Raw genomic sequence first — 17,387 nt, forward strand, 5'->3', positions numbered from 1 at the left:
CGTGTCAGCATGAACGCCATGAGCGTTCTGCTGTGCTTCCACGCACACCCCGACGACGAGGTGTTCCTCACCGGTGGCGTGATGCGCCGGGCCGCCGACGCCGGGCATCGCGTCGTGCTCGTCGTCGCCACCGACGGTGCCCGCGGCGAGTATCCCGATGGGCTGCTCGCGCCCGGCGAATCCCTCGCCGCCCGCCGCACGAAGGAACTCGAGGAATCGGCCCGGGCGCTGGGTGCGGCGCGGGTGGTGCCCTTCGGATACGGCGATTCGGGGATGGCCGGCACCGCCGGCAACCACGATCCGAATTCGTTCGCCAACGCCGATCCGAGCGAGGTGGGAGCCAGGCTGGCCGCCGTGATCGAGCAGGAACGCGCCGATGTCGTCACGATCTACGACGCGCACGGCGGCTACGGCCATCCCGATCACGTCCAGGTCCACCGTGCCGGGGTCCATGCCGAACGGATCACCGGACACGACGCCGTCTACGAGGCATCCACGAACCGGGACCATCTGATGCGGCTGCTCTCGGCGCTGCCGGACACCCCCGACGACGTGCGCCCACCGGACCTCGAGACCTTCGGCCTGCCGGAATCGGAACTGACCACCGCCGTGGACGTGTCGACGACGCTGGGCGCCAAACGCGCGGCGATGGTGGGCTACGAGTCGCAGATCGGCGACTTCGGGCCGATGCTGAACATGCCCGAGGAACACCTGCGGGCGGCCTTCGGTGTCGAATGGTTCCGGCGCCGTAGCCTTCCGCCCGGGTTGCAGGAGACCGAGCTCCCGCTCTGACCCGAACGATCACGAGGAGAGAAGTGGAACAACGCATCGAGGTCTCCCGCCACATCGCCGCACCACCGTCCGCGGTGTGGCGGGTGCTCACTGCACTGGACGAGGCACCTGTCACCCTGCGCGGGGTGAAGGCCGTGGAACGACTGGACGGCACCGGCTACGAGGTGGGGACGCGATGGCGGGAGACCCGGGTGATGTTCGGGCAGTCGGCGACCGAGGAGATGCAGGTCGCCGAGGTGGATCCGGAGCGGCGCACCGTCGTCGTCGCCGAATCCCGCGGCGCCCGTTACCGGACCGTCTTCGACCTGACCCCCTCGGCGGGCGGCACGGATCTGACCGTGGAGTTCTCCGGGGAGAGCGGACCGCTCGGGGCCTTCGCGCAGCTCGCGATGACCTTGTTCGCCCCGCTGGCGAAACGCGCGACCCGCAAGGCCCTCGAACAGGACCTCGCCGACATCGCCGCCGCGGCCGAGCAGACCCGATGAGCTAGGCGGCGGGCACGGTCTCCTCGAGCTTGCCGGTGGTGATCGGCGTGAGCAGAACCGTTGCCCGTTTGACGGTTCCGGCCCTCGGGTACCGCTCCCCTGCACCCTACGAACGAAGGACGGACGTCGATGGACAACGCCCCCAAGCACGGTTCGGGCCGCCCCGAGGACAACGACGACCTCACCGGCCAGAAGATCAAGCATCTCGTGGACAAGCTCGAGCAGAAGGTCGAGAAGGAACGCGAGGAGGAGGGTGCGCCCGGCAACGTCGCGGACCGGGTGAGGACGGAGAAGGTCGAGCCCGACGATCAGGCTCCCGAATGAGCCGCCCTCAGCCGTAGATCCGCCCGTAGAGTTCGCGGATCTCGTCGGCCGTCGGGATCCTCGGGTTGTTGTTCGGGGATCCCGACGCCAGCGCCTGCTCGGCCATGACCGGGACCCTCTCGTCCCAGGTCTGCTTGTCGATGCCGTAGGACTTCGGTGTCGGCACTTCCACGTCGCGGCACAGTTCCTTCAGCGCGACGACCAGGTCGGCGGCGGCGGTCGCATCCGAGGCATCCGCCGAAGTCGCGCCGAGGGCGCGGGCGCAGTCGGCATAACGGGACTCGGCGGCATCCACGGAGAATTCGGTGACCGCCGGGAACAGCATGGCGTTCGACAGGCCGTGCGCAACATGGAAGTGCGCGCCGATCGGCCGGCTCATGCCGTGCACGAGCGCGACGCTGGAGTTGGAGAACGCGATGCCCGCCTGCGTGGCGGCCAGCATCATCCGTTCGCGCGCCTCGGCATCCTGCCCGTCCGCGTAGACGCGTCGCAGCACCTGTCCGATGGTGCCGATCGCGACCAGCGCGAGGCTGTCGGAGAACGGGTTCGCCTTCCTGCTGACATAGGCCTCGATGGCGTGGGTGAGCGCGTCCACGCCGGTGTCCGCGGTCAGGCGCGGGGGCATCGTCAGGGTGAGCCGGTAGTCGACGATCGCGGCGACCGGCAGGAAGGCCAGACCCGGGCACAGCATCTTCTCGTCGGTCTCGCTGTCGCTGATGACCGTGAACTGGGTTGCCTCCGAGCCGCTTCCCGCCGTGGTGGGCACGGCGATCACCGGTAGCGCCGGACCGATGTTGTCGCGTGGCGCCTTGTAATCGCGCATGTGGCCGCCCTGCCGGGCGAGCAGGCCGAGTGCCTTGGCCGTGTCCATCGGGCTTCCCCCACCGAACCCGATCACGCAGTCGGCGTCGTGCTCGGCGACCGCAGCGACACCCGCCTCGAGCGAGGCGGTGGTGGGGTCGGGCACGGTCTCGGCGAAGACAGCGGGCTGCAGTCCGGCGGCCTCGAGCTGCGCGACCATCCGATCCACCGCGCCCGTGCCGACCAGGAACTTGTCGGTCACCACCAGCGGTCGGGCGAGTCCGAGTCCGGCAACGACCTCCCCGATCTCGTCGACGGCACCCCCGCCGACGCGCATGATGCGTGGAAGTGCGATGGAAGCCACGTGCGATCCCTCCTCGAGTATCCGGCCGACGGGTCGTGTCTACCGCATCACAGCCGCGAGCGGAGGCATCCGGCGGATTCCGGGAAGTCTCACCCCTCGACGACCCGCAGTGTCACCCCACCTTCCCGGAGGAAGGCCATGTCACCCCACCTTCCCGGAGGAAGGCCATGTCACCCCGCCTTCCCGGAGGAAGGCCGTGTCACCCCGCCTTCCCCGGAGCCCTTCCGCGCGGTGAGCAGCCCGAGCCGCTCGAGGTCGTCCGCACGGTAACCGGGCCATCCGTGCAGCATGCGACGCCACCGCTCGGGCACCGCGGACGCACCCCACCGGGCGCCGAGCAGTCCGCCCGCGATGGCTGCGACCGTGTCGGTGTCGTTGCCGGCACGCACGGCGAGTTCGAGTGCCTCCGGCAGGTGTCCGGGGCCGTCGGTGCGGGCGTGCGTGATTGCCCACCACGCGGCCTGCAGGGCATGGACGACCCAGCCGTTGTTGTCGAACACGCGCGGACTCGGCGCGGTCTCGGCCTCGTCGAGCAGCGCCGTCCACCGCTGTGCGGCGGGTCGCGGCAGGTGGGTCAGCGCGACCCGCACGCCGTCGAAGGTGCCGTGGAGGACGGCGTGACGGATTGCGAACGACCACAGCCGGCATGCCTCGGAGGCCTGCTCGTCCGCGTGGGTGAGGCTGCTGATCGCATGTGCCGCGGCCAGGCACCGCTCGGCGTCGTCGAGGTAGGCGAGCCCGACGGGTGCGGTGCGCATGAGCGATCCGTTGCCGCCGGTACGTCCCGGGAGGCTGCGGGCGCGCGCCGTCATGGTGGCGGCGGTGGGACCCGCCTCGCGCAGGACGGCACGCGTCTGGTTGCCGATGTCCTTGGGGTTCGTGGCGTACCAGCGGAGGAACTGCGCCGCGACCGCGTCGAGTCCGGCGCCCTCACCGATGTCGACGCCGGTCGCCGAGACCTCGGCGATGGCGAGGGCCATGGAGGTGTCGTCGGTCCACTCACCGGGCGCGAACGGCCCGAGTCCGCCGCCGATCATGTCGATGGGCGTGGCGTCCGTCGGATAGGTGAATTCGTATCCCGCCCCGAGTGCGTCTCCTGCTGCGGTGGCGAGCAGGACTCCGGCGGCCCGGTCGTTCTGTGCTGCGGTCGTTTTCATGAACCCCCCTATTCGCTCAAGTTTGCGCTAAAGTTAGCGCATCAATGATTGAATGTCCACCATGGGCACACCGACCGACTCGACCGGCAGGTCGCTCACCGATTACCCGCGCCCCTCGGTGGCCGTGGACGTCGCGGTCCTCACCGTCGACGAGGCACTGAAGGTGCTGGTCGTCGAACGTCCCGACGGCAACTTCGCCCTGCCGGGCACCTTCCTGCACCCCGGTGAGCGACTCGCCGAGGCCGCCGAACGCGCCCTGCGCGACAAGGCCGGGCTCACGGGCGTGGACTTCTACCAGCTGGCCATGCTCGACGATCCCGAGCGCGACGACCGCGGGTGGGTGCTGTCGATGGCCCACGGCGCCGCGGTGCCGGTCGCCGAGATCCCCGCCGAGGCGCATCTCGTGCCGACCACCGAGACCAGCGATCTCGCCTTCGACCATGCCGAGATCGTCGACCTGGCCGTCGCCGACCTGCGACGCCGGTACTCCGCCGAGGTCGACCCCGGCAACTTCCTCGGCGAGCAGTTCACCGTGCTCGACCTGCGACTTCTGTACGAAACCGTCTATGCCCGCAGCTATCCCAAGGACACATTCCGCAGGCATCTCCTGCACGGTCTCGAACCCACCGGCGAACTGCGGAGGGAGGGCACGGGCCGGCCCGCCGAGATCTACCGCCGACGCAGCACTCCCCTGCCGTCGTCCACCGCCGCCTTCCTCCTGCAGTGAGGAATCAGGACGCCAGCGCGTGCGCGATCTCCGCAGCGACCGCGACGTTCCCGCGATAGACCGCGACATTCGTCTCGAGCGAGCGTCCCTCGGTGGCCCGGTGCATGTGGTCGAGCAGGAACGGGGTGATCGCCTTCCCGCGCGTCCCGGCCTCTGCAGCTGCGCGTTCGGCCTCGGTGAGCACGCGGTCGTGCAGTTCCGGATCGATCTGCGCCTCGGCCGCCACCGGATTCCCGACGAGCACCGCCGACCGCAGACCGAGCCCGTCCCGAGCCCGGGCCACCTCCGCGGCCCGCTGCGCCGACTCCACCTCGTCGACATCGCAGCCGCTGTCGCGCACGTAGAAGCCGGGAAAGCGGGTGGTCCGGTAGCCGACCACGATCACCCCGAGCGTCTCGAGCCGTTCGAGCGTCGCCGGGATGTCGAGGACGGATTTGACGCCGCCGCACACCACCACGATCGGAAGTGTCGCCAGCGCAACGAGATCCGCGCTCTCGTCGAAGGTCGACGTAGCTCCCCGGTGCACGCCGCCGAGCCCGCCCGTGGCGAACACGTCGATCCCGGCGCGATGCGCGAGCAGCGCCGTCGCCGACACCGTCGTCCCGCCGTGCAGCTGCTTGGCCGCTGCGACCGGCAGGTCGCGGACACCGAGCTTGACGACCGGGACGTCCTCCGCGCCGAGCATGCGGATCTGCTGTTCCGACAGACCCACCGTGGGTGTCCCGTCGACGACCCCGATGGTCGCGGGCAGCACCCCGGAATCGCGCAGACGTTGCTCGGCGTCGAGCGCGACCTCGATGTTGCGTGGCCGGGTGAGTCCGTGCGTGAAGATCGTCGATTCGAGCGCCACGACCGGCCGCCCGGCCGCGATCGCCTCGCGCACGTAGTCCGCGACGCGGATCGTTTCGCTCATACGACCGACGATAACGCGGCCTAACCGATCGACGCGGCCGTGCGGCGCCCCATCTTCGCGAGGATCCGGGTCGTACGGTCCGCGTCCTCGGGAGCCGGCACGGCCGGAGCACAGACACCGTCCATGTAGAGCGCGTCGCCGAAACTGTCGGCGCCGGCCTCCATCCGGTCGAGTTCGGCGGCCGAGAAGGTCGCATCGATCCCGGCGCTGCGCGCGATGTCCCAGCGGTGCACGAGCATGTCCCAGATGTAGAACTGCTCGAAGGTCGCGCCCACCGTGGTCGGCCCGAAGTATCCGTCGTAGGTCGTCGAGACGAGTGTGTCGTCGGCGAGGATCTCGGCGATGCGTGCCGTGTGCGTCCTCCACGCCTCGACAGGACGGTCGGTATCGGGCCGCTCGCCCACCTCGACGCCGCGTCCGGCGAAGAAGTCCCGCTGCGTGTCGATGATGTGGGCCAGGACGTCGCGTGCCGTCCACCCCTCACACGGCGACTGCACGTCCCAGTCGGTGTCGCGGAGCGACGAGATCACGTCGGTGAGCGGCTTGTCGGCCTCTGCGTGTCGCAGTGCTGTTGTATTCATGACTCGATACTGACGACCGGCGAGCGTGAGGTATTGATGAAACCCGACGGCGGCGACCCTCTCGGCGGTCGCGACGACACCGACCGTGTCGGCGGTCGCGACGACACCGAACGTGCCCACCTGAAGGATCCGCACGACGCCTCGCACACCATCCACCGCTATCCCGCCGCGCCCGACCTCACGGATCTGATGCAGCGATACTGGATTCCCGTCTGGTCGGTGCCGGCCGGCCGGGAGGCACCCCAACGGGTGCTGCGCTATCCGGTCTGCCAACTGGTGGTCGCACACGACTACGCACGCTTCTACGGTGTCGAGCACGGACTGTCCACGGTCACCCTCACCGGCGAGGGCTGGGCGGTCGGGTCCATGCTCAGCCCGGCGACCGGTGCCCTGATCACCGGCACCTCGCTCGCGGCGTTCACCGACCGGGCGGTCGACCTCGCCGACGTCCTCGGACATGCCGGGTCGCGTCTGATCACGCGGGTGCGCGAGGCGATGGCGCACGACCCGGACTCTCGCGAGTCGCACCGCGCCGCGACGGAGGCGTTCGACGACGTGCTGCGCGCCTATCTGCCGATCGACGAGGAGGGGCGACTCGTCAACCGGGTGGTGGCGTTCGTCGAGGAGAACTCCGACGTCCTGCGGGTCGAGCAGGTGCGGGCGGAGTTCGGCCTCAGTGAGCGCGCGCTGCAACGTCTCGTCCAGCGACGGATCGGGCTGACCCCGAAGTGGCTGATCCAGCGACGGCGACTGCAGGAGGCCGCCGGTCGCCTGTGCGAGAAGCCCGGATCGTTGTCGGAGGTCGCCGCGGTCCTCGGTTACGCCGACCAGCCGCATTTCGTCCGGGATTTCGCGAGGGTCGTGGGCATGACGCCGGGCGCGTTCGCGGCTCGCTACGGCGGTGGATGACCGACTTCCCGGGCGAGCCCCTCGGATTCAGGCGGATGTACCACATAGTGGAACGTCATAAACCTGCGACGCTTCGCGATCAGGTAAATGTAACGAAGCACACAGAGAAGACGACCTACCTGTCGAAGCACGACGAAGAACGAAGGGGTTCATCGTGGGACACGACCGCCTACTTTTCATCGGACGTCCGGATGCGGACGAGGTCGCGCACTGGAGCACTCTGCGCGAACTCGCTCCTCAGCGAGGATGGAAGCCCACCCGGACATTCGAGCCCGGCGAAGTCGCCTGGGCCGTGGCCGCCGGTAGCGCCTTCGAGCAGTCCGGACCGATCGCCGAGGTGATCCATTCGCTGCAGGAAGCTCATATTCCCTGCACCAGCGCACTCGACGCGATCCGCCACGCGTACTCGGCCTCGCGCCTGTCGGTCTGACTCGCAGGCGGGTGGCCGCGCCTCAACGTCGCGGTGCGGCCACCCGCTGTGCGTTCTGCCTTCGGGCTAGCCGAAGGGACTGACGTCGAGCCAGGACGCCAGGAACCCGGTGTCGCCGAAGACCTCCACGTCGGCTGTGTCCACAGCGCGCCGACGATAGAGCACCAACAGCAGTTCCGTCAGCGGTCCGCGTACCGCCACGGCACTCTTCTCGTGGGCATGCCGCCACGCGAAGTCCTCGCCGGTCAGGTCCACCACCCACTCCGCCGACGTGTCCGTCGCGTGGAAGTGCAGCGTCCGATCGGGTCCGTGCAACGCGCGGTGCCGTTCGACATCGAGTCGTGGCCAGGTGACCACCGCCAGGTCGAGCCATTCGTCCACGCAGTCCACGGCGAGATCGTGAGCCGGCTCGAAATCCGCTCCCAATGCGAGCGCGGCGTCGGCGCGATGCACCATGGTCTCGTGGGCGAAGCGCCTGGCGAAGAACTCCGGGGTCTTCTTGCCGCCCGGGATCGGTGTCCACACCCGCATGTTCGGACCGACCTCCCGCAGCGCGGCCTCGAATTCGCGCGCTCCTTCCCGTAACCACGGAATAAGCTCGTCCGGATCCTCGTCGACGTAGTCCGACAACTCCCGCATCGCCCGGTCGGTGCGCGGCATCGCCCCTTCACCGCGGACCGCCTCGGTCGCCCAACGATGGCCGTAGCCGATGTGCCGGGCGAGCTGACCGACGTTCCATCCCGGGCACGACGGCACCGGTGTGGTCATGTCCTGTCCGGCCAGTGAGTCCACCAGCAGTTCCGTCTGTTCGACGATCTCTCCGCAGTAACGCGCGTAGTTCAGCATGTCTGCCCTTCGTACTCGGCTCCCATACCCGCCCCGATTCTGCACGGTCGGCCGTAGTCTGGGCGCCATGCCGGCCGACGAGAGCTCACTCGAAGCCCTGTTCCCGCCCACCGGAGTCGCCGCGCTCGCGACGATCAAGCGCGACGGACGACCCCAACTGTCGAATATCACCTACCGGTACGAGTCCGCGACCCGCACGTTCTCCGTCTCCATCACCGACGACCGGGCGAAGACCCGGAACATGCGCCGCGACCCGCGTGTGAGCCTGTTCGTCGACTCCGACGACAAGTGGTCCTATGCCGTCGCGGAGGGCGAGGCCGAACTGTCGCCGGTGGCGGCCGATCCCCACGACGACACCGTCGAACAGCTCGTCGAGTTGTATCGGGCGGTGCAGGGCGAGCATCCGGACTGGAACGACTTCCGGGCCGCGATGGTCGCCGATCGCAGGTTGCTGCTGCGCGTGCGGGTCTCCCGCTTCTACGGCTTCGCGCGCTGATCCTGCGGCACCGCGACGGGCACCGGCACGTACCGCGGGATGTACCGGTACATCGCTCCGGCGCCGACGAGGGCCAGCGCCCCGATCGCGGTGGCACCACCGGCGAGCGACACCATGGCCACTGCTCCCACGACGAGAGGTCCCGCGAACGATCCGGTGTCGTGGGTGAGTCGCCATGCCGCAAGGAACTCGGCACGCGCATGCGGTGGTGAGACGTCGGCGCCGAGCGTCATGACGATGCCGTTGCTCATGCCGTTCGCCGTCCCGAGCACCACCGCGACGACCACGAGCCACCACAACTGCTGCGACAGCGGCAGGATCAGGAAGGCCGTGCCGAACAGCAGCAGCGCCGGTACGGCCGTCACCCGGCGGCCGTACCGGTCCATCAGGACTCCGGACGGGTAGGCCAGTGCCACGTCCACTGCCGCAGCGACACCGAAGATCAACGAGACGGTCGCCGGCGCCACCCCGATATGATCGGCCCACAACGGAAGCACCGCGTCGCGTGAGGCGCGCGACGCGCCGACGAGCATCGCACCGACACCCAGAGTTCCGAGGACCGTCCGGTGCGAGGCCGCCACCGCGATCACGCCACCGCTGCGCTGCTCCGACCTGTCCGGTTCCGGCACAGCGGCATTCGCGACGAGCGCCCCGGAGACGACGATTGCGATCACCTGGACGACCAGCCCTCCGCTCACGCCGGTCAGGTGCACCGCGACGGCCCCGACGAACGGACCGACGAACACACCCGCCCGGCTCATGGCTGCGTTCGCGGAGATACCGCGGGCTCGCATGTGCAGTGGAAGGGCACCGGCGAGATAGCTCTGCCGCGCGAGCCCCCACACCGCGTTCGCGAAACCGGTGAGCGTCGCGCCCACTGCGAGCACCGCCGGGGTGGGCGCCGACAACGAGACGAGAACGCCGGTCGCACCGAGCGCCGATCCGAGGACGATCGCGCGACGTTCCCCGAAGCGCGCGACCACCGTGCCCGACGGTAGGTCGCCGAGGACCGCCCCGAACGCGACCAGCGCGACGATCAGTCCCGCGACCGGCACGGACGCACCGAGTTCGCGGGCGAGCAGCGCCATCATCGGAGCACCGGCACCGGTGCCCAGACCGAAGATCGCCGACGGGACGAACAGCGACAGGAAGAACGGACGGAGCCCGGGTCCGGGCTCCGTCCGTGCGGTCACGCGGTTCAGACTGCCTCGAACGGTTCGCCCTCGAGCGCGACGGATTCGCGTCCGTCCGGTCCGACCGGCACGTCGCCTTCGAGGGTGATGCGGTACAGGCGCCGGTCGTGTTCGGTGACGAGATCGCTCGGCGCGAGATGCACGGCGGATCGGTTGTCCCAGAATGCGATCGATCCCGGCTCCCACTTGAAGCGGACCGTGTACTCGGGACGGCCGAGTTCCTCGAAGAACAACCCGAGCAGACGCCGGCTCTCGTGCGGCGAGACCCCCGAGATGTACTGCGTGAAGCCCGGATTGACGTACAGTGCCTTCTCCCCCGTCTCCGGGTGCAGCCGCACTACCGGATGTTCGCTCACCAGGGGGCGACGTTCGACGCGGCGCAGGTAGTCCTCGGTCGGCTTCGCACCGTCACCCGGGGTGAAGCGGTGCACCGCGCGCAGCTCGTCGGCGAGTCGCTGGACAGGCGCCGACAGACCGTTGTACGCCGCCACCGCGTTCGACCACTGGGTGTCGCCGCCGTAGGGCGGGAGGGTCTCGGCACGCAGGATCGACGCGAACGGCGGGTTGACCGCCGCAGTGACATCGGCGTGCCAGCGTACTTTGTCGTAACCGCTGCTGTTCGCGATGCGCGCCTTGAACCGGTCGCGGAAGATCGGGTAGATCGTCGGGTAGTCCGGGTCCGGAATCGAGTCGAACAGCGGGTGCGCGGGCGTCGGCTTACCGAAGTACGACGAGAACCGCAGATGCTGGTCGTGGTCGAGGAACTGGTCGCGGAAGAACACGACCTTCCACTTCAGCAGTGCGTCGCGGATGGTGCCGATCTCGTCTTCGGCGAGTTCGCGGGTCAGGTCGACGCCACGGATCTCGGCTCCGGCATGGCCGGACTGAGGGATGACGTCGAGTCGGGTTGCGGCCTGGGTCATGTCGGCTACTCCTTCGATCGGTGGAATTGCAGTGATGGATCGGATCAGGGGAGCGGATCCGGAACGCTGTCGTCCGCCTCGTTCTGCGCGACGACGATGTCGTTGTAGCGGCCGTCCACGTACGGCGAGATATCGACGGGAACGGACATGGTGCCCGTCTCGTAGAGCCCGTCCGAGACGCTTTGGAACAGGGCGATCGACTTCTCGTCGATCGGATAGAACCGTCCGGTGCCTGTGTGGTCGAGCAGTTCACGGCCCTCTTCGGGCGTCATCCCCTGGGTACCCACGTGATAAGCCGCCACCCACTCGTCGGGATGCCGGCCGATCCAGTTGTTCGCTGCGACCGAGCGTCCGACGTAGTCGCCGATCGCTGCGGCCTTCGCGGGATCCTCCAGGGTCTGCTTCCGCACGATCAGGGTGTTGATCCCGGTGTTGATCCCGGTGCCGTCGCCGAGGATGGGTGGCGAACCCACCTTGTAGTACTGCACGCCCGTGAGGATCGCGGCGTCCACGGCTCCTGAGGAGAAGGTCGGCGCGACCTCCGCGCCCGCCAGTTCGACCGCGTCGATGTCGGTCTTCGGGTCGAGTCCGGCCTTCGCCAGCAGGCCTGCGACGATCATGTGACGTCCCGTTCCGGGTGGGTAGGCGACTTTCTTGCCTTTCAGGTCGGCGACCGTCTCGATGCCACTGCCCGGCTGCGCCACCAGGAAGTAACCACCGCTGCTGCCGGGGTTCGCTTCCAGCGCGATCGCCACGATGTCGGTGATCCCGTTGGACACCGCGATCGGAATGGGCGCCTCTCCCAGCGACCCGATGTCGGCAGCACCGGAGCGCAACGCCTCGATGACGGCCGGTCCACCACTGAAGTCGGCGAATTCGAGGTCGTACGGGAGATCTTCCCCTGCCCCCGAGAGGTAGAGGGGCTGGGAGCGGGACGCGTTCTGCTCGGCGACGACGAGTTTCACCCCCTCGGGGATGCCCTCGCCGGTGTGGGCGATCGTGGCCTCGGCGAGGGCCTCCTGCCCATCACCACCACCCAGGCCGCACGCGGATGCCGCGAACAACACTGCGAGCGACGGCACCACAAGCCATCGCGAGCGAACACTACGAAACACAGTCGATCCTTCTCGGGAGGCGTCCTGACCTGCTGTCCGGACACAAGTGGGAATACCGGCCGCACTCAACGCGAGTCGGGCTGGTCGCCGACACCGAGTTCGGTGAGCAGGCGGCGCCGCAGAGCGACGAACTCGCTGGAGTCGCGACCTCTCGGACGCGGCACCTCGACCTGTGACGACAGGGAGATCACCCCGTCGGTGAGGACGATGACGCGATCCGCGAGCAGGATCGCCTCGTCGACGTCGTGGGTCACGAGGAGCACGGCCGGCCGGTGCTTGGCCACCAACTTCTCGAGCAGGCCGTGCATGCGGATCCGGGTGAGTGCGTCGAGAGCTCCGAAGGGTTCGTCGAGCAGCAACAGTTCGGGTTCGCGGACGAGTGCCCGGGCGAGCGCGACCCGCTGTGCCTCTCCCCCGGACAGCGTCCGCGGCCACGCCTTCGCCTTGTTCTCGAGCTCGACCTCTGCGAGCGCATCGAGCGCCTCGGCACGGGTCCGCGCGTTATCCGGTCGTCCGATGTTGACGTTCGTCAGCACCTTCTGCCACGGCAGCAGCCGGGGGTCCTGGAAGACGATGGCCTGTTTCGCCGGCACCCGGAGATGCCCTTCGACGTCGGGGTCCAGGGCTCCCAGCGCCCGCAGGAAGGTGGACTTCCCGGAGCCGCTCCGACCGAGCAGCGCGACGAATTCTCCGGGGGCGATGTCGAGGTCGAGGCCGTCGAGCACTACCTGCTCGCCGAACACGCGCCGCACACCGCGGGCGACGACGACGGAATCGAGCGCGGTGCGTTCGGTCACATCAGTTGCCATCGAACGACCTCCTCCACGTGAGCAGGCGTGTTTCCAACGCCCGCACGATGAAGATCGAGAGCAGACCGAGGAGGGCGTAGACGGCGATCAGGACGAAAACCACGTCGAGCTGGAAGTATTCGCGCGCGTCGCTCATCATCCGTCCCAGACCGCGTTTGGCGTTGATGGTCTCGGCGAAGATCAGCGAGAGCCACGCACCGGTGAGGGCGAGACGCAGGCCGATGAGGAATCCGGGCAGCGCACCCGGCAGGATGACCCGCCGGATCAGTTCGCGGCGCTGGACACCGAACGATCGTGCCGCCTCGACGAGTCCGGCGTCCACGCTCCGGATCGCGGAGAACGTGTTGATGTAGATCGAGACTGCCACGGCGAGGGTGATGAGCAGGACCTTCGGGGTCTCGCTGATACCGAACCACACGATGAGAAGCGGAACGAGCGCGAAATTCGGTACGGCACGCAGGATTTCCATATTGGCGTCGACGAAGTTCTCACCCACCCGCGACAATCCGGAGACCAGCGCGAGGACCAGACCAAGCGCGATGCCGATGAGCAGGCCGTTGCCGACCCGCAACAGGCTGACCGTCATGTGTTCCTGCAGTTCCCCGCCGGCGATCAGTCGCCACGCCGCGGTGAGCACCGACAGCGGTCGGGGAAGGACGTTCTCGCCGAACAGGCCGCTGGACGCGGCGAGTTGCCACGCCACGACGAGCAGGACCGGCCCGAGCAGCCGCTGGACCGAACTCGGAATGCGGGACGAACTGCGGGTCTTCCGGCTGATCGCGGTGGGATCGATCAGTCCCGATGGTCCGGTCATCGCAGGCGTGTCCGCCGCGTCCGGTGTGGTCCTGCGCGTCCTGTCGAGGATGGTCGCCACGATCAGCTCACCCCGGTCCGGCGTCGAAGCATGTGATTGCTCGTCATGGCCGCCGACAGTAGGGAGTGCCCGCACGGACGAACCACCCTTGTGATCGAGGTGATCGCAATCGGCCGCCGCGGAGGACGCAGCAGGAATCACCGTGATCACAACGGTTCGCTCCGCGTCGGAAATGGACTGCACTGGCAAGGATCTCTGTCGGGACTTCGGAAGGTGTCCGCCTTGCCCTCTCAGCTCCATCTCAACGTGTTCATCACCGGCGCCGGCCACCACGAGGCGTCCTGGCGTCTGCCCGGTACCGCACCGGAACGGGTCGACGACGTGCACTACTTCCGCGAGATCGCGCAGACGGCCGAACGCGGGAAGTTCGACTCGATCTTCTTCGCGGACGTCCCGGCCGTGGGTCGTCACTACGACCGTGTGGCCCAGAGCAGCTTCGAACCGCTCACCCTGCTGTCCGCGTTGGCACTGGTGACCGAGCGGATCGGGCTCATCGGCACGGTCTCGACGACCTATACCGAGCCGTACAACCTTGCGCGCCAGTTCGCTTCGCTCGACCACATCAGCCGTGGACGTGCGGGCTGGAACATCGTGACGTCCTGGTCGTCCGCCGCCGCGTACAACTTCGGTGTCGACGGACGACCCGGCCACTCCGACCGCTACACCCGCGCCGCCGAATTCCTCGACGTCGCAACGGCATTGTGGGACAGCTGGGAGGACGACGCGGTCGTGCTCGACCGCGACGCCGGCGTCTACGCCGATGCGAGCAGGGTGCACCGGATCGACCACGCGGGCACGCACTTCCGGGTGCGCGGACCGCTCGACGCGGCACGCTCCCCACAAGGCCGACCCGTGCTCGTCCAGGCCGGATCGTCCGCCGACGGTCGCGCGTTCGCCGCGCGTTACGCCGAGGCGATCTTCACTGCGCAGGTCGACCTCGACGATGCGCGCGTGTTCTACCGCGACGTCAAGCGGCAGGCCGCCGAGTTCGGACGCGATCCCGAGGCTGTGAAGATCCTGCCCGGCCTCTCCCCGATCGTGGCGTCCACCGAGGCCGAGGCGCGGCGCATCGAACAGGATCTCGCCGACCTGTCGATCCCCGAGGTCGGACTGGCGCACCTGTCGGCGCGGTTCGACGACGTCGACCTGTCGGGCTTCCCGCTGGACGGACCGGTGCCACTGCACGCTCTGCCCCGCCCCGAGGACGTGCAGGGAGCGCAGAGCCGATCACGCATCATCTTCGACCTCGTCGAGCGCGAGCCGGGTCTGACGCTGCGCGAGTTGCTGCACCGGCTGGCCGGGGCCCGCGGTCACGGCACGGTCGTCGGCACACCGGAACACGTCGCCGATCGCATCGTCGCATGGTTCGAGGTAGGCGCCGCGGACGGTTTCAACATCATGCCGCCCTACCTGCCCGGCTCGTTCGAGGTCTTCGTCGACGAGGTCGTGCCGATCCTGCAGCGTCGTGGAGTGTTCCGCACCGAGTACGAGGGCACCACACTCCGCGACCACTACGGACTGTCGCGGCCGGCCGGACTGTTCTCGCAGGTCCCCGCCTCATAGCGGAGCAGTTTCGCCGCTCGGTCGTACTGTGGAGCCATGTACTCGTACAAGGTGGTCGAGATCCGCGAAGGCATGTTCGGTGGCAAGATGTCCGGCGACAAACTCGAGAAGATCCTCAACGACCACGCCCGCCAGGGGTGGCGTCTGAAGGCCATCACCTCGGCCGACATCAAGGGACGGGTCGGTCCCGGCGGCGTCGAGGGAATACTCGTGACGTTCGAACGCGAGGAGTGAACACGATTTCGGTGGTTCCGGCCCCGCTGAGCGGGGGTGGAACCACCGAAATCGGTCCTCTGCGAGTCAGGAGGCGAGCAGGCGGCGGAACGAACTGCGGTGGAACACGATGGGTTCGACGTCGGCGTCGGTGAGCAGTTCGTTGATGCGCAGCACGACGATGGCGTGATCGCCCGCCGGGACCTCCTGCTCCACCGTCACGTCCATGCGCACGCTCGTGCCGGACACGAACAGGGCACCGCCCTCGCGGCTCTCGATGTCGATACCGGCGAAGCGGTCGCCGTTCTTCGCGGCGAGCACCCGCGCGGCACCGTCGTGCTCCTCGCTGAGCACGCTGATGCCCAGGTGCGGGAGCGACGACAGTCGCGGCCACGTGGTCGAGGTGTTCTGCACGCAGAAGGAGACGAGCGGCGGGTCGAGCGACACCGGCACGAAGGTGCTCGCCGCCATCCCGATCCGCTCTCCGTCCACCTCCGCGCAGATCGCGACGACGCCCGAGGGGACGTGCGCGAATGCCTGACGCAGAGACGGTCCGTCGAGAGTGGTCATGAGGCGGCCTCGTTTCGGAGTGCGGCGGACAGCGCCGGCGACCAGCGTTCGGCGTAGTCCGCAATACGGGTATCGGTTGTGTAGGTCGAATCGTGAAGATACAGGCCGGGCGCCGGGCTCGTGGCGCCCAGTTCCACCAGGACGGGCTTGAGCAGCAGGTCGGGCGCGAGTGCGTGAGCGGGCCCGGCACCGAGCATGAGCGGCACGGCGACGACGTCGCGCAACCCGTCACCGGTGGCGAACTGGTCGAGGAACAACTTGAGGACGCCCGTGTAGGTGGCCTTGAAGGTGGGGCTCGCGAATACCACGAGATCGGCGGCCGCGACGGTCTCGACCGCGGCGGCGACCTTCTCGTCGCCCCAGCCGAGCAGTCCCGCTCCGAGTGTGATCACGTCCACAACGTGATCGGGCTCTCGTCCGGTAAGCGCCGTGGCGAGGCGGGCTCCGGCGTCGAGGGTGCGGGATGCGGGCTTCGGGTTGCCCGCGACGACAACGATCGTCACTGGAGTTCACCTTCCGGATCGGCCCTCCGGTGGAGAGCGGAGTACCCCGCCATCCTTCTCCCCGGTCACACGTACCGGAACCGTTTCGATCCGTACGAGCGGAAACCTCGACGCCCCCTCGGTAGGGTCGGGTGGATGAGTGTCGCGGATTCACAGTCAGCCCCCACCGACGGTCTCGCGGGATGGGCGCTCGACCTGATGGACCGCCTCGGCGGTGTCGGTGCCGGCATCGCCATCGCACTCGAGAACTTCTTCCCTCCGTTGCCCAGCGAGGTCATCCTGCCGCTCGCCGGATTCGCCGCGAGCCTGGGCAGTTTTACCCTGTTCGGTGCGCTGTTCTGGACGACCCTCGGTTCGGTGGTCGGCGCTCTCGGCCTGTATTCGGTCGGCCGCTGGGTGGGTGAGGACCGGATCCGTAAGGTCGTGCGGAAGTTGCCGCTCGTCGACGTCGAGGACCTCGATCGTTCGACCGCGTGGTTCGAGCGGCACGGACGCAAAGCCGTCTTCTTCGGCCGGATGGTGCCCGTCTTCCGGAGTCTCATCTCCATCCCCGCCGGGGTCACGCAGATGCCGATCTGGCAGTTCCTCGTCTTCACCACCACCGGCAGTCTGATCTGGAACTCGATCTTCGTGCTGGCCGGCTATCAGCTCGGCGAGAACTGGAGCGCCGTGGAACCGTATGCCTCGGCGCTGCAGTACGTCGTGATCGCCGTCGTCGTCGCGGTGATCGGTTACGGGCTCGTCAAGCGGATCCGCTCGCGGTCGAAGGACACCGCTTCGGACAACCGCAACTGACGGC

22 protein-coding genes are annotated in these 17,387 nt (G+C 68.4%); 10 read left to right on the forward strand and 12 right to left on the reverse strand.

All coding sequences use genetic code 11. The annotated features are described in order from the left end of the window. Nucleotides 1–18 precede the first annotated feature (18 nt). From ACNJ7K_RS01115 to ACNJ7K_RS01125, 3 genes are all read left to right on the forward strand, one after another. A complete protein-coding gene (locus ACNJ7K_RS01115; protein WP_230792013.1) occupies nucleotides 19–792 on the forward strand; it encodes a PIG-L deacetylase family protein in 774 nt (257 codons plus the stop codon). Between the two features lie 23 nt (nucleotides 793–815). Further along, nucleotides 816–1,277, forward strand: a complete 462-nt coding sequence (locus tag ACNJ7K_RS01120) for an SRPBCC family protein (protein WP_159418742.1) — start codon at nucleotides 816–818, stop codon at nucleotides 1,275–1,277. A gap of 129 nt (nucleotides 1,278–1,406) precedes the next feature. Next, a complete protein-coding gene (locus ACNJ7K_RS01125) occupies nucleotides 1,407–1,601 on the forward strand; it encodes a hypothetical protein (RefSeq protein ID WP_006552878.1) in 195 nt (64 codons plus the stop codon). A gap of 7 nt (nucleotides 1,602–1,608) precedes the next feature. On the opposite strand, the gene ACNJ7K_RS01130 is transcribed toward ACNJ7K_RS01125, so the two are convergent. Together ACNJ7K_RS01130 and ACNJ7K_RS01135 are read right to left on the reverse strand one after the other, a co-directional pair. After that, entirely contained in the window at nucleotides 1,609–2,739 is a 1,131-nt protein-coding gene (locus ACNJ7K_RS01130; RefSeq protein ID WP_487041240.1) for an iron-containing alcohol dehydrogenase, read from the reverse strand. A gap of 197 nt (nucleotides 2,740–2,936) precedes the next feature. Beyond that, the gene (locus ACNJ7K_RS01135) at nucleotides 2,937–3,923 is read right to left on the reverse strand and encodes an ADP-ribosylglycohydrolase family protein (RefSeq protein WP_268655471.1); all 987 of its coding nucleotides are present in this window, start codon (nucleotides 3,921–3,923) and stop codon (nucleotides 2,937–2,939) included. A 61-nt stretch (nucleotides 3,924–3,984) separates the two neighbouring features. On the opposite strand from ACNJ7K_RS01135, the gene ACNJ7K_RS01140 reads away from it, so the two are divergent. Beyond that, nucleotides 3,985–4,650, forward strand: coding sequence for an NUDIX hydrolase (locus ACNJ7K_RS01140; RefSeq protein WP_159418746.1), 666 nt, complete (start codon nucleotides 3,985–3,987; stop codon nucleotides 4,648–4,650). 4 nt (nucleotides 4,651–4,654) lie between these two features. On the opposite strand, the gene ACNJ7K_RS01145 is transcribed toward ACNJ7K_RS01140, so the two are convergent. Beyond that, nucleotides 4,655–5,563 (reverse strand): pseudouridine-5'-phosphate glycosidase, encoded by a 909-nt coding sequence (locus ACNJ7K_RS01145; RefSeq protein ID WP_268655470.1) that lies wholly within the window; start codon nucleotides 5,561–5,563, stop codon nucleotides 4,655–4,657. 20 nt (nucleotides 5,564–5,583) lie between these two features. After that, nucleotides 5,584–6,144 (reverse strand): maleylpyruvate isomerase family mycothiol-dependent enzyme, encoded by a 561-nt coding sequence (locus ACNJ7K_RS01150; RefSeq protein ID WP_268655469.1) that lies wholly within the window; start codon nucleotides 6,142–6,144, stop codon nucleotides 5,584–5,586. A gap of 36 nt (nucleotides 6,145–6,180) precedes the next feature. On the opposite strand from ACNJ7K_RS01150, the gene ACNJ7K_RS01155 reads away from it, so the two are divergent. Both ACNJ7K_RS01155 and ACNJ7K_RS01160 read left to right on the forward strand, forming a co-directional pair. Beyond that, nucleotides 6,181–7,053: a helix-turn-helix domain-containing protein gene (locus ACNJ7K_RS01155; RefSeq protein ID WP_192378738.1), complete on the forward strand. Its 873-nt coding sequence runs from the start codon at nucleotides 6,181–6,183 to the stop codon at nucleotides 7,051–7,053. A 154-nt stretch (nucleotides 7,054–7,207) separates the two neighbouring features. Continuing rightward, complete coding sequence (locus ACNJ7K_RS01160) at nucleotides 7,208–7,483, forward strand: hypothetical protein (protein ID WP_006552872.1); 276 nt, start codon at nucleotides 7,208–7,210, stop codon at nucleotides 7,481–7,483. Nucleotides 7,484–7,549: 66 nt separating this feature from the next. On the opposite strand, the gene ACNJ7K_RS01165 is transcribed toward ACNJ7K_RS01160, so the two are convergent. Continuing rightward, the gene (locus ACNJ7K_RS01165) at nucleotides 7,550–8,329 is read right to left on the reverse strand and encodes a maleylpyruvate isomerase family mycothiol-dependent enzyme (protein WP_159418750.1); all 780 of its coding nucleotides are present in this window, start codon (nucleotides 8,327–8,329) and stop codon (nucleotides 7,550–7,552) included. A gap of 67 nt (nucleotides 8,330–8,396) precedes the next feature. Here ACNJ7K_RS01165 and ACNJ7K_RS01170 point away from each other — a divergent pair, with 67 nt between their 5' ends. After that, on the forward strand, nucleotides 8,397–8,825 hold the full coding sequence (locus ACNJ7K_RS01170; protein WP_268655468.1) for a PPOX class F420-dependent oxidoreductase: 429 nt from the start codon (nucleotides 8,397–8,399) through the stop codon (nucleotides 8,823–8,825). On the opposite strand, the gene ACNJ7K_RS01175 is transcribed toward ACNJ7K_RS01170, so the two are convergent. The 5 genes from ACNJ7K_RS01175 to ACNJ7K_RS01195 form a co-directional block, all read right to left on the reverse strand. Continuing rightward, nucleotides 8,807–10,018 carry an MFS transporter gene (locus tag ACNJ7K_RS01175; RefSeq protein WP_159418752.1) on the reverse strand — a complete coding sequence of 404 codons (1,212 nt, stop codon included), beginning with the start codon at nucleotides 10,016–10,018 and terminating at the stop codon, nucleotides 8,807–8,809. The genes ACNJ7K_RS01170 and ACNJ7K_RS01175 overlap by 19 nt on opposite strands. Nucleotides 10,019–10,023: 5 nt before the next feature. Next, the gene (locus tag ACNJ7K_RS01180) at nucleotides 10,024–10,941 is read right to left on the reverse strand and encodes a TauD/TfdA dioxygenase family protein (RefSeq protein WP_159418753.1); all 918 of its coding nucleotides are present in this window, start codon (nucleotides 10,939–10,941) and stop codon (nucleotides 10,024–10,026) included. 44 nt (nucleotides 10,942–10,985) lie between these two features. Continuing rightward, the gene (locus tag ACNJ7K_RS01185) at nucleotides 10,986–12,056 is read right to left on the reverse strand and encodes a PhnD/SsuA/transferrin family substrate-binding protein (protein ID WP_225623757.1); all 1,071 of its coding nucleotides are present in this window, start codon (nucleotides 12,054–12,056) and stop codon (nucleotides 10,986–10,988) included. Nucleotides 12,057–12,121: 65 nt separating this feature from the next. Further along, nucleotides 12,122–12,865 carry an ABC transporter ATP-binding protein gene (locus ACNJ7K_RS01190; RefSeq protein ID WP_216850656.1) on the reverse strand — a complete coding sequence of 248 codons (744 nt, stop codon included), beginning with the start codon at nucleotides 12,863–12,865 and terminating at the stop codon, nucleotides 12,122–12,124. Next, the gene (locus tag ACNJ7K_RS01195; protein WP_487041037.1) at nucleotides 12,855–13,679 is read right to left on the reverse strand and encodes an ABC transporter permease; all 825 of its coding nucleotides are present in this window, start codon (nucleotides 13,677–13,679) and stop codon (nucleotides 12,855–12,857) included. Before ACNJ7K_RS01195 ends, ACNJ7K_RS01190 begins: the two co-directional genes overlap by 11 nt. Before the next feature lie 273 nt (nucleotides 13,680–13,952). Here ACNJ7K_RS01195 and ACNJ7K_RS01200 point away from each other — a divergent pair, with 273 nt between their 5' ends. Together ACNJ7K_RS01200 and ACNJ7K_RS01205 are read left to right on the forward strand one after the other, a co-directional pair. Then, nucleotides 13,953–15,302 (forward strand): LLM class flavin-dependent oxidoreductase, encoded by a 1,350-nt coding sequence (locus tag ACNJ7K_RS01200; protein ID WP_174247061.1) that lies wholly within the window; start codon nucleotides 13,953–13,955, stop codon nucleotides 15,300–15,302. A 36-nt stretch (nucleotides 15,303–15,338) separates the two neighbouring features. Then, nucleotides 15,339–15,536, forward strand: a complete 198-nt coding sequence (locus ACNJ7K_RS01205; protein ID WP_016692073.1) for a DUF4177 domain-containing protein — start codon at nucleotides 15,339–15,341, stop codon at nucleotides 15,534–15,536. Between the two features lie 66 nt (nucleotides 15,537–15,602). Here the strand turns inward: ACNJ7K_RS01205 and ACNJ7K_RS01210 are convergent, their stop codons facing one another. Together ACNJ7K_RS01210 and ACNJ7K_RS01215 are read right to left on the reverse strand one after the other, a co-directional pair. After that, a complete protein-coding gene (locus ACNJ7K_RS01210; protein WP_016692074.1) occupies nucleotides 15,603–16,085 on the reverse strand; it encodes a flavin reductase family protein in 483 nt (160 codons plus the stop codon). Next, the gene (locus ACNJ7K_RS01215; RefSeq protein ID WP_159418756.1) at nucleotides 16,082–16,588 is read right to left on the reverse strand and encodes an NADPH-dependent FMN reductase; all 507 of its coding nucleotides are present in this window, start codon (nucleotides 16,586–16,588) and stop codon (nucleotides 16,082–16,084) included. The genes ACNJ7K_RS01210 and ACNJ7K_RS01215 overlap by 4 nt, the downstream gene beginning before the upstream one ends. Nucleotides 16,589–16,723: 135 nt before the next feature. Here ACNJ7K_RS01215 and ACNJ7K_RS01220 point away from each other — a divergent pair, with 135 nt between their 5' ends. Continuing rightward, entirely contained in the window at nucleotides 16,724–17,383 is a 660-nt protein-coding gene (locus tag ACNJ7K_RS01220) for a DedA family protein (RefSeq protein WP_016692076.1), read from the forward strand. Nucleotides 17,384–17,387 lie beyond the last annotated feature (4 nt).

This window comes from Rhodococcus shunpengi (assembly GCF_048381395.1).
Taxonomy (GTDB): domain Bacteria; phylum Actinomycetota; class Actinomycetes; order Mycobacteriales; family Mycobacteriaceae; genus Rhodococcus.

Bases quoted from the DNA above. Each gene is read 5' to 3' on its own strand.
- ACNJ7K_RS01115 (WP_230792013.1), top strand. From the start codon at position 19: ATGAGCGTTCTGCTGTGCTTCCACGCACACCCCGACGACGAGGTGTTC.
- ACNJ7K_RS01130 (WP_487041240.1), bottom strand. From the start codon at position 2,739: ATGCGCGTCGGCGGGGGTGCCGTCGACGAGATCGGGGAGGTCGTTGCC.
- ACNJ7K_RS01165 (WP_159418750.1), bottom strand. From the start codon at position 8,329: ATGCTGAACTACGCGCGTTACTGCGGAGAGATCGTCGAACAGACGGAA.
- ACNJ7K_RS01195 (WP_487041037.1), bottom strand. From the start codon at position 13,679: ATGACCGGACCATCGGGACTGATCGATCCCACCGCGATCAGCCGGAAG.
- ACNJ7K_RS01180 (WP_159418753.1), bottom strand. From the start codon at position 10,941: ATGACCCAGGCCGCAACCCGACTCGACGTCATCCCTCAGTCCGGCCAT.
- ACNJ7K_RS01155 (WP_192378738.1), top strand. From the start codon at position 6,181: ATGAAACCCGACGGCGGCGACCCTCTCGGCGGTCGCGACGACACCGAC.
- ACNJ7K_RS01145 (WP_268655470.1), bottom strand. From the start codon at position 5,563: ATGAGCGAAACGATCCGCGTCGCGGACTACGTGCGCGAGGCGATCGCG.
- ACNJ7K_RS01150 (WP_268655469.1), bottom strand. From the start codon at position 6,144: ATGAATACAACAGCACTGCGACACGCAGAGGCCGACAAGCCGCTCACC.
- ACNJ7K_RS01135 (WP_268655471.1), bottom strand. From the start codon at position 3,923: ATGAAAACGACCGCAGCACAGAACGACCGGGCCGCCGGAGTCCTGCTC.
- ACNJ7K_RS01210 (WP_016692074.1), bottom strand. From the start codon at position 16,085: ATGACCACTCTCGACGGACCGTCTCTGCGTCAGGCATTCGCGCACGTC.
- ACNJ7K_RS01170 (WP_268655468.1), top strand. From the start codon at position 8,397: ATGCCGGCCGACGAGAGCTCACTCGAAGCCCTGTTCCCGCCCACCGGA.
- ACNJ7K_RS01190 (WP_216850656.1), bottom strand. From the start codon at position 12,865: ATGGCAACTGATGTGACCGAACGCACCGCGCTCGATTCCGTCGTCGTC.
- ACNJ7K_RS01125 (WP_006552878.1), top strand. From the start codon at position 1,407: ATGGACAACGCCCCCAAGCACGGTTCGGGCCGCCCCGAGGACAACGAC.
- ACNJ7K_RS01220 (WP_016692076.1), top strand. From the start codon at position 16,724: ATGAGTGTCGCGGATTCACAGTCAGCCCCCACCGACGGTCTCGCGGGA.
- ACNJ7K_RS01140 (WP_159418746.1), top strand. From the start codon at position 3,985: ATGGGCACACCGACCGACTCGACCGGCAGGTCGCTCACCGATTACCCG.
- ACNJ7K_RS01205 (WP_016692073.1), top strand. From the start codon at position 15,339: ATGTACTCGTACAAGGTGGTCGAGATCCGCGAAGGCATGTTCGGTGGC.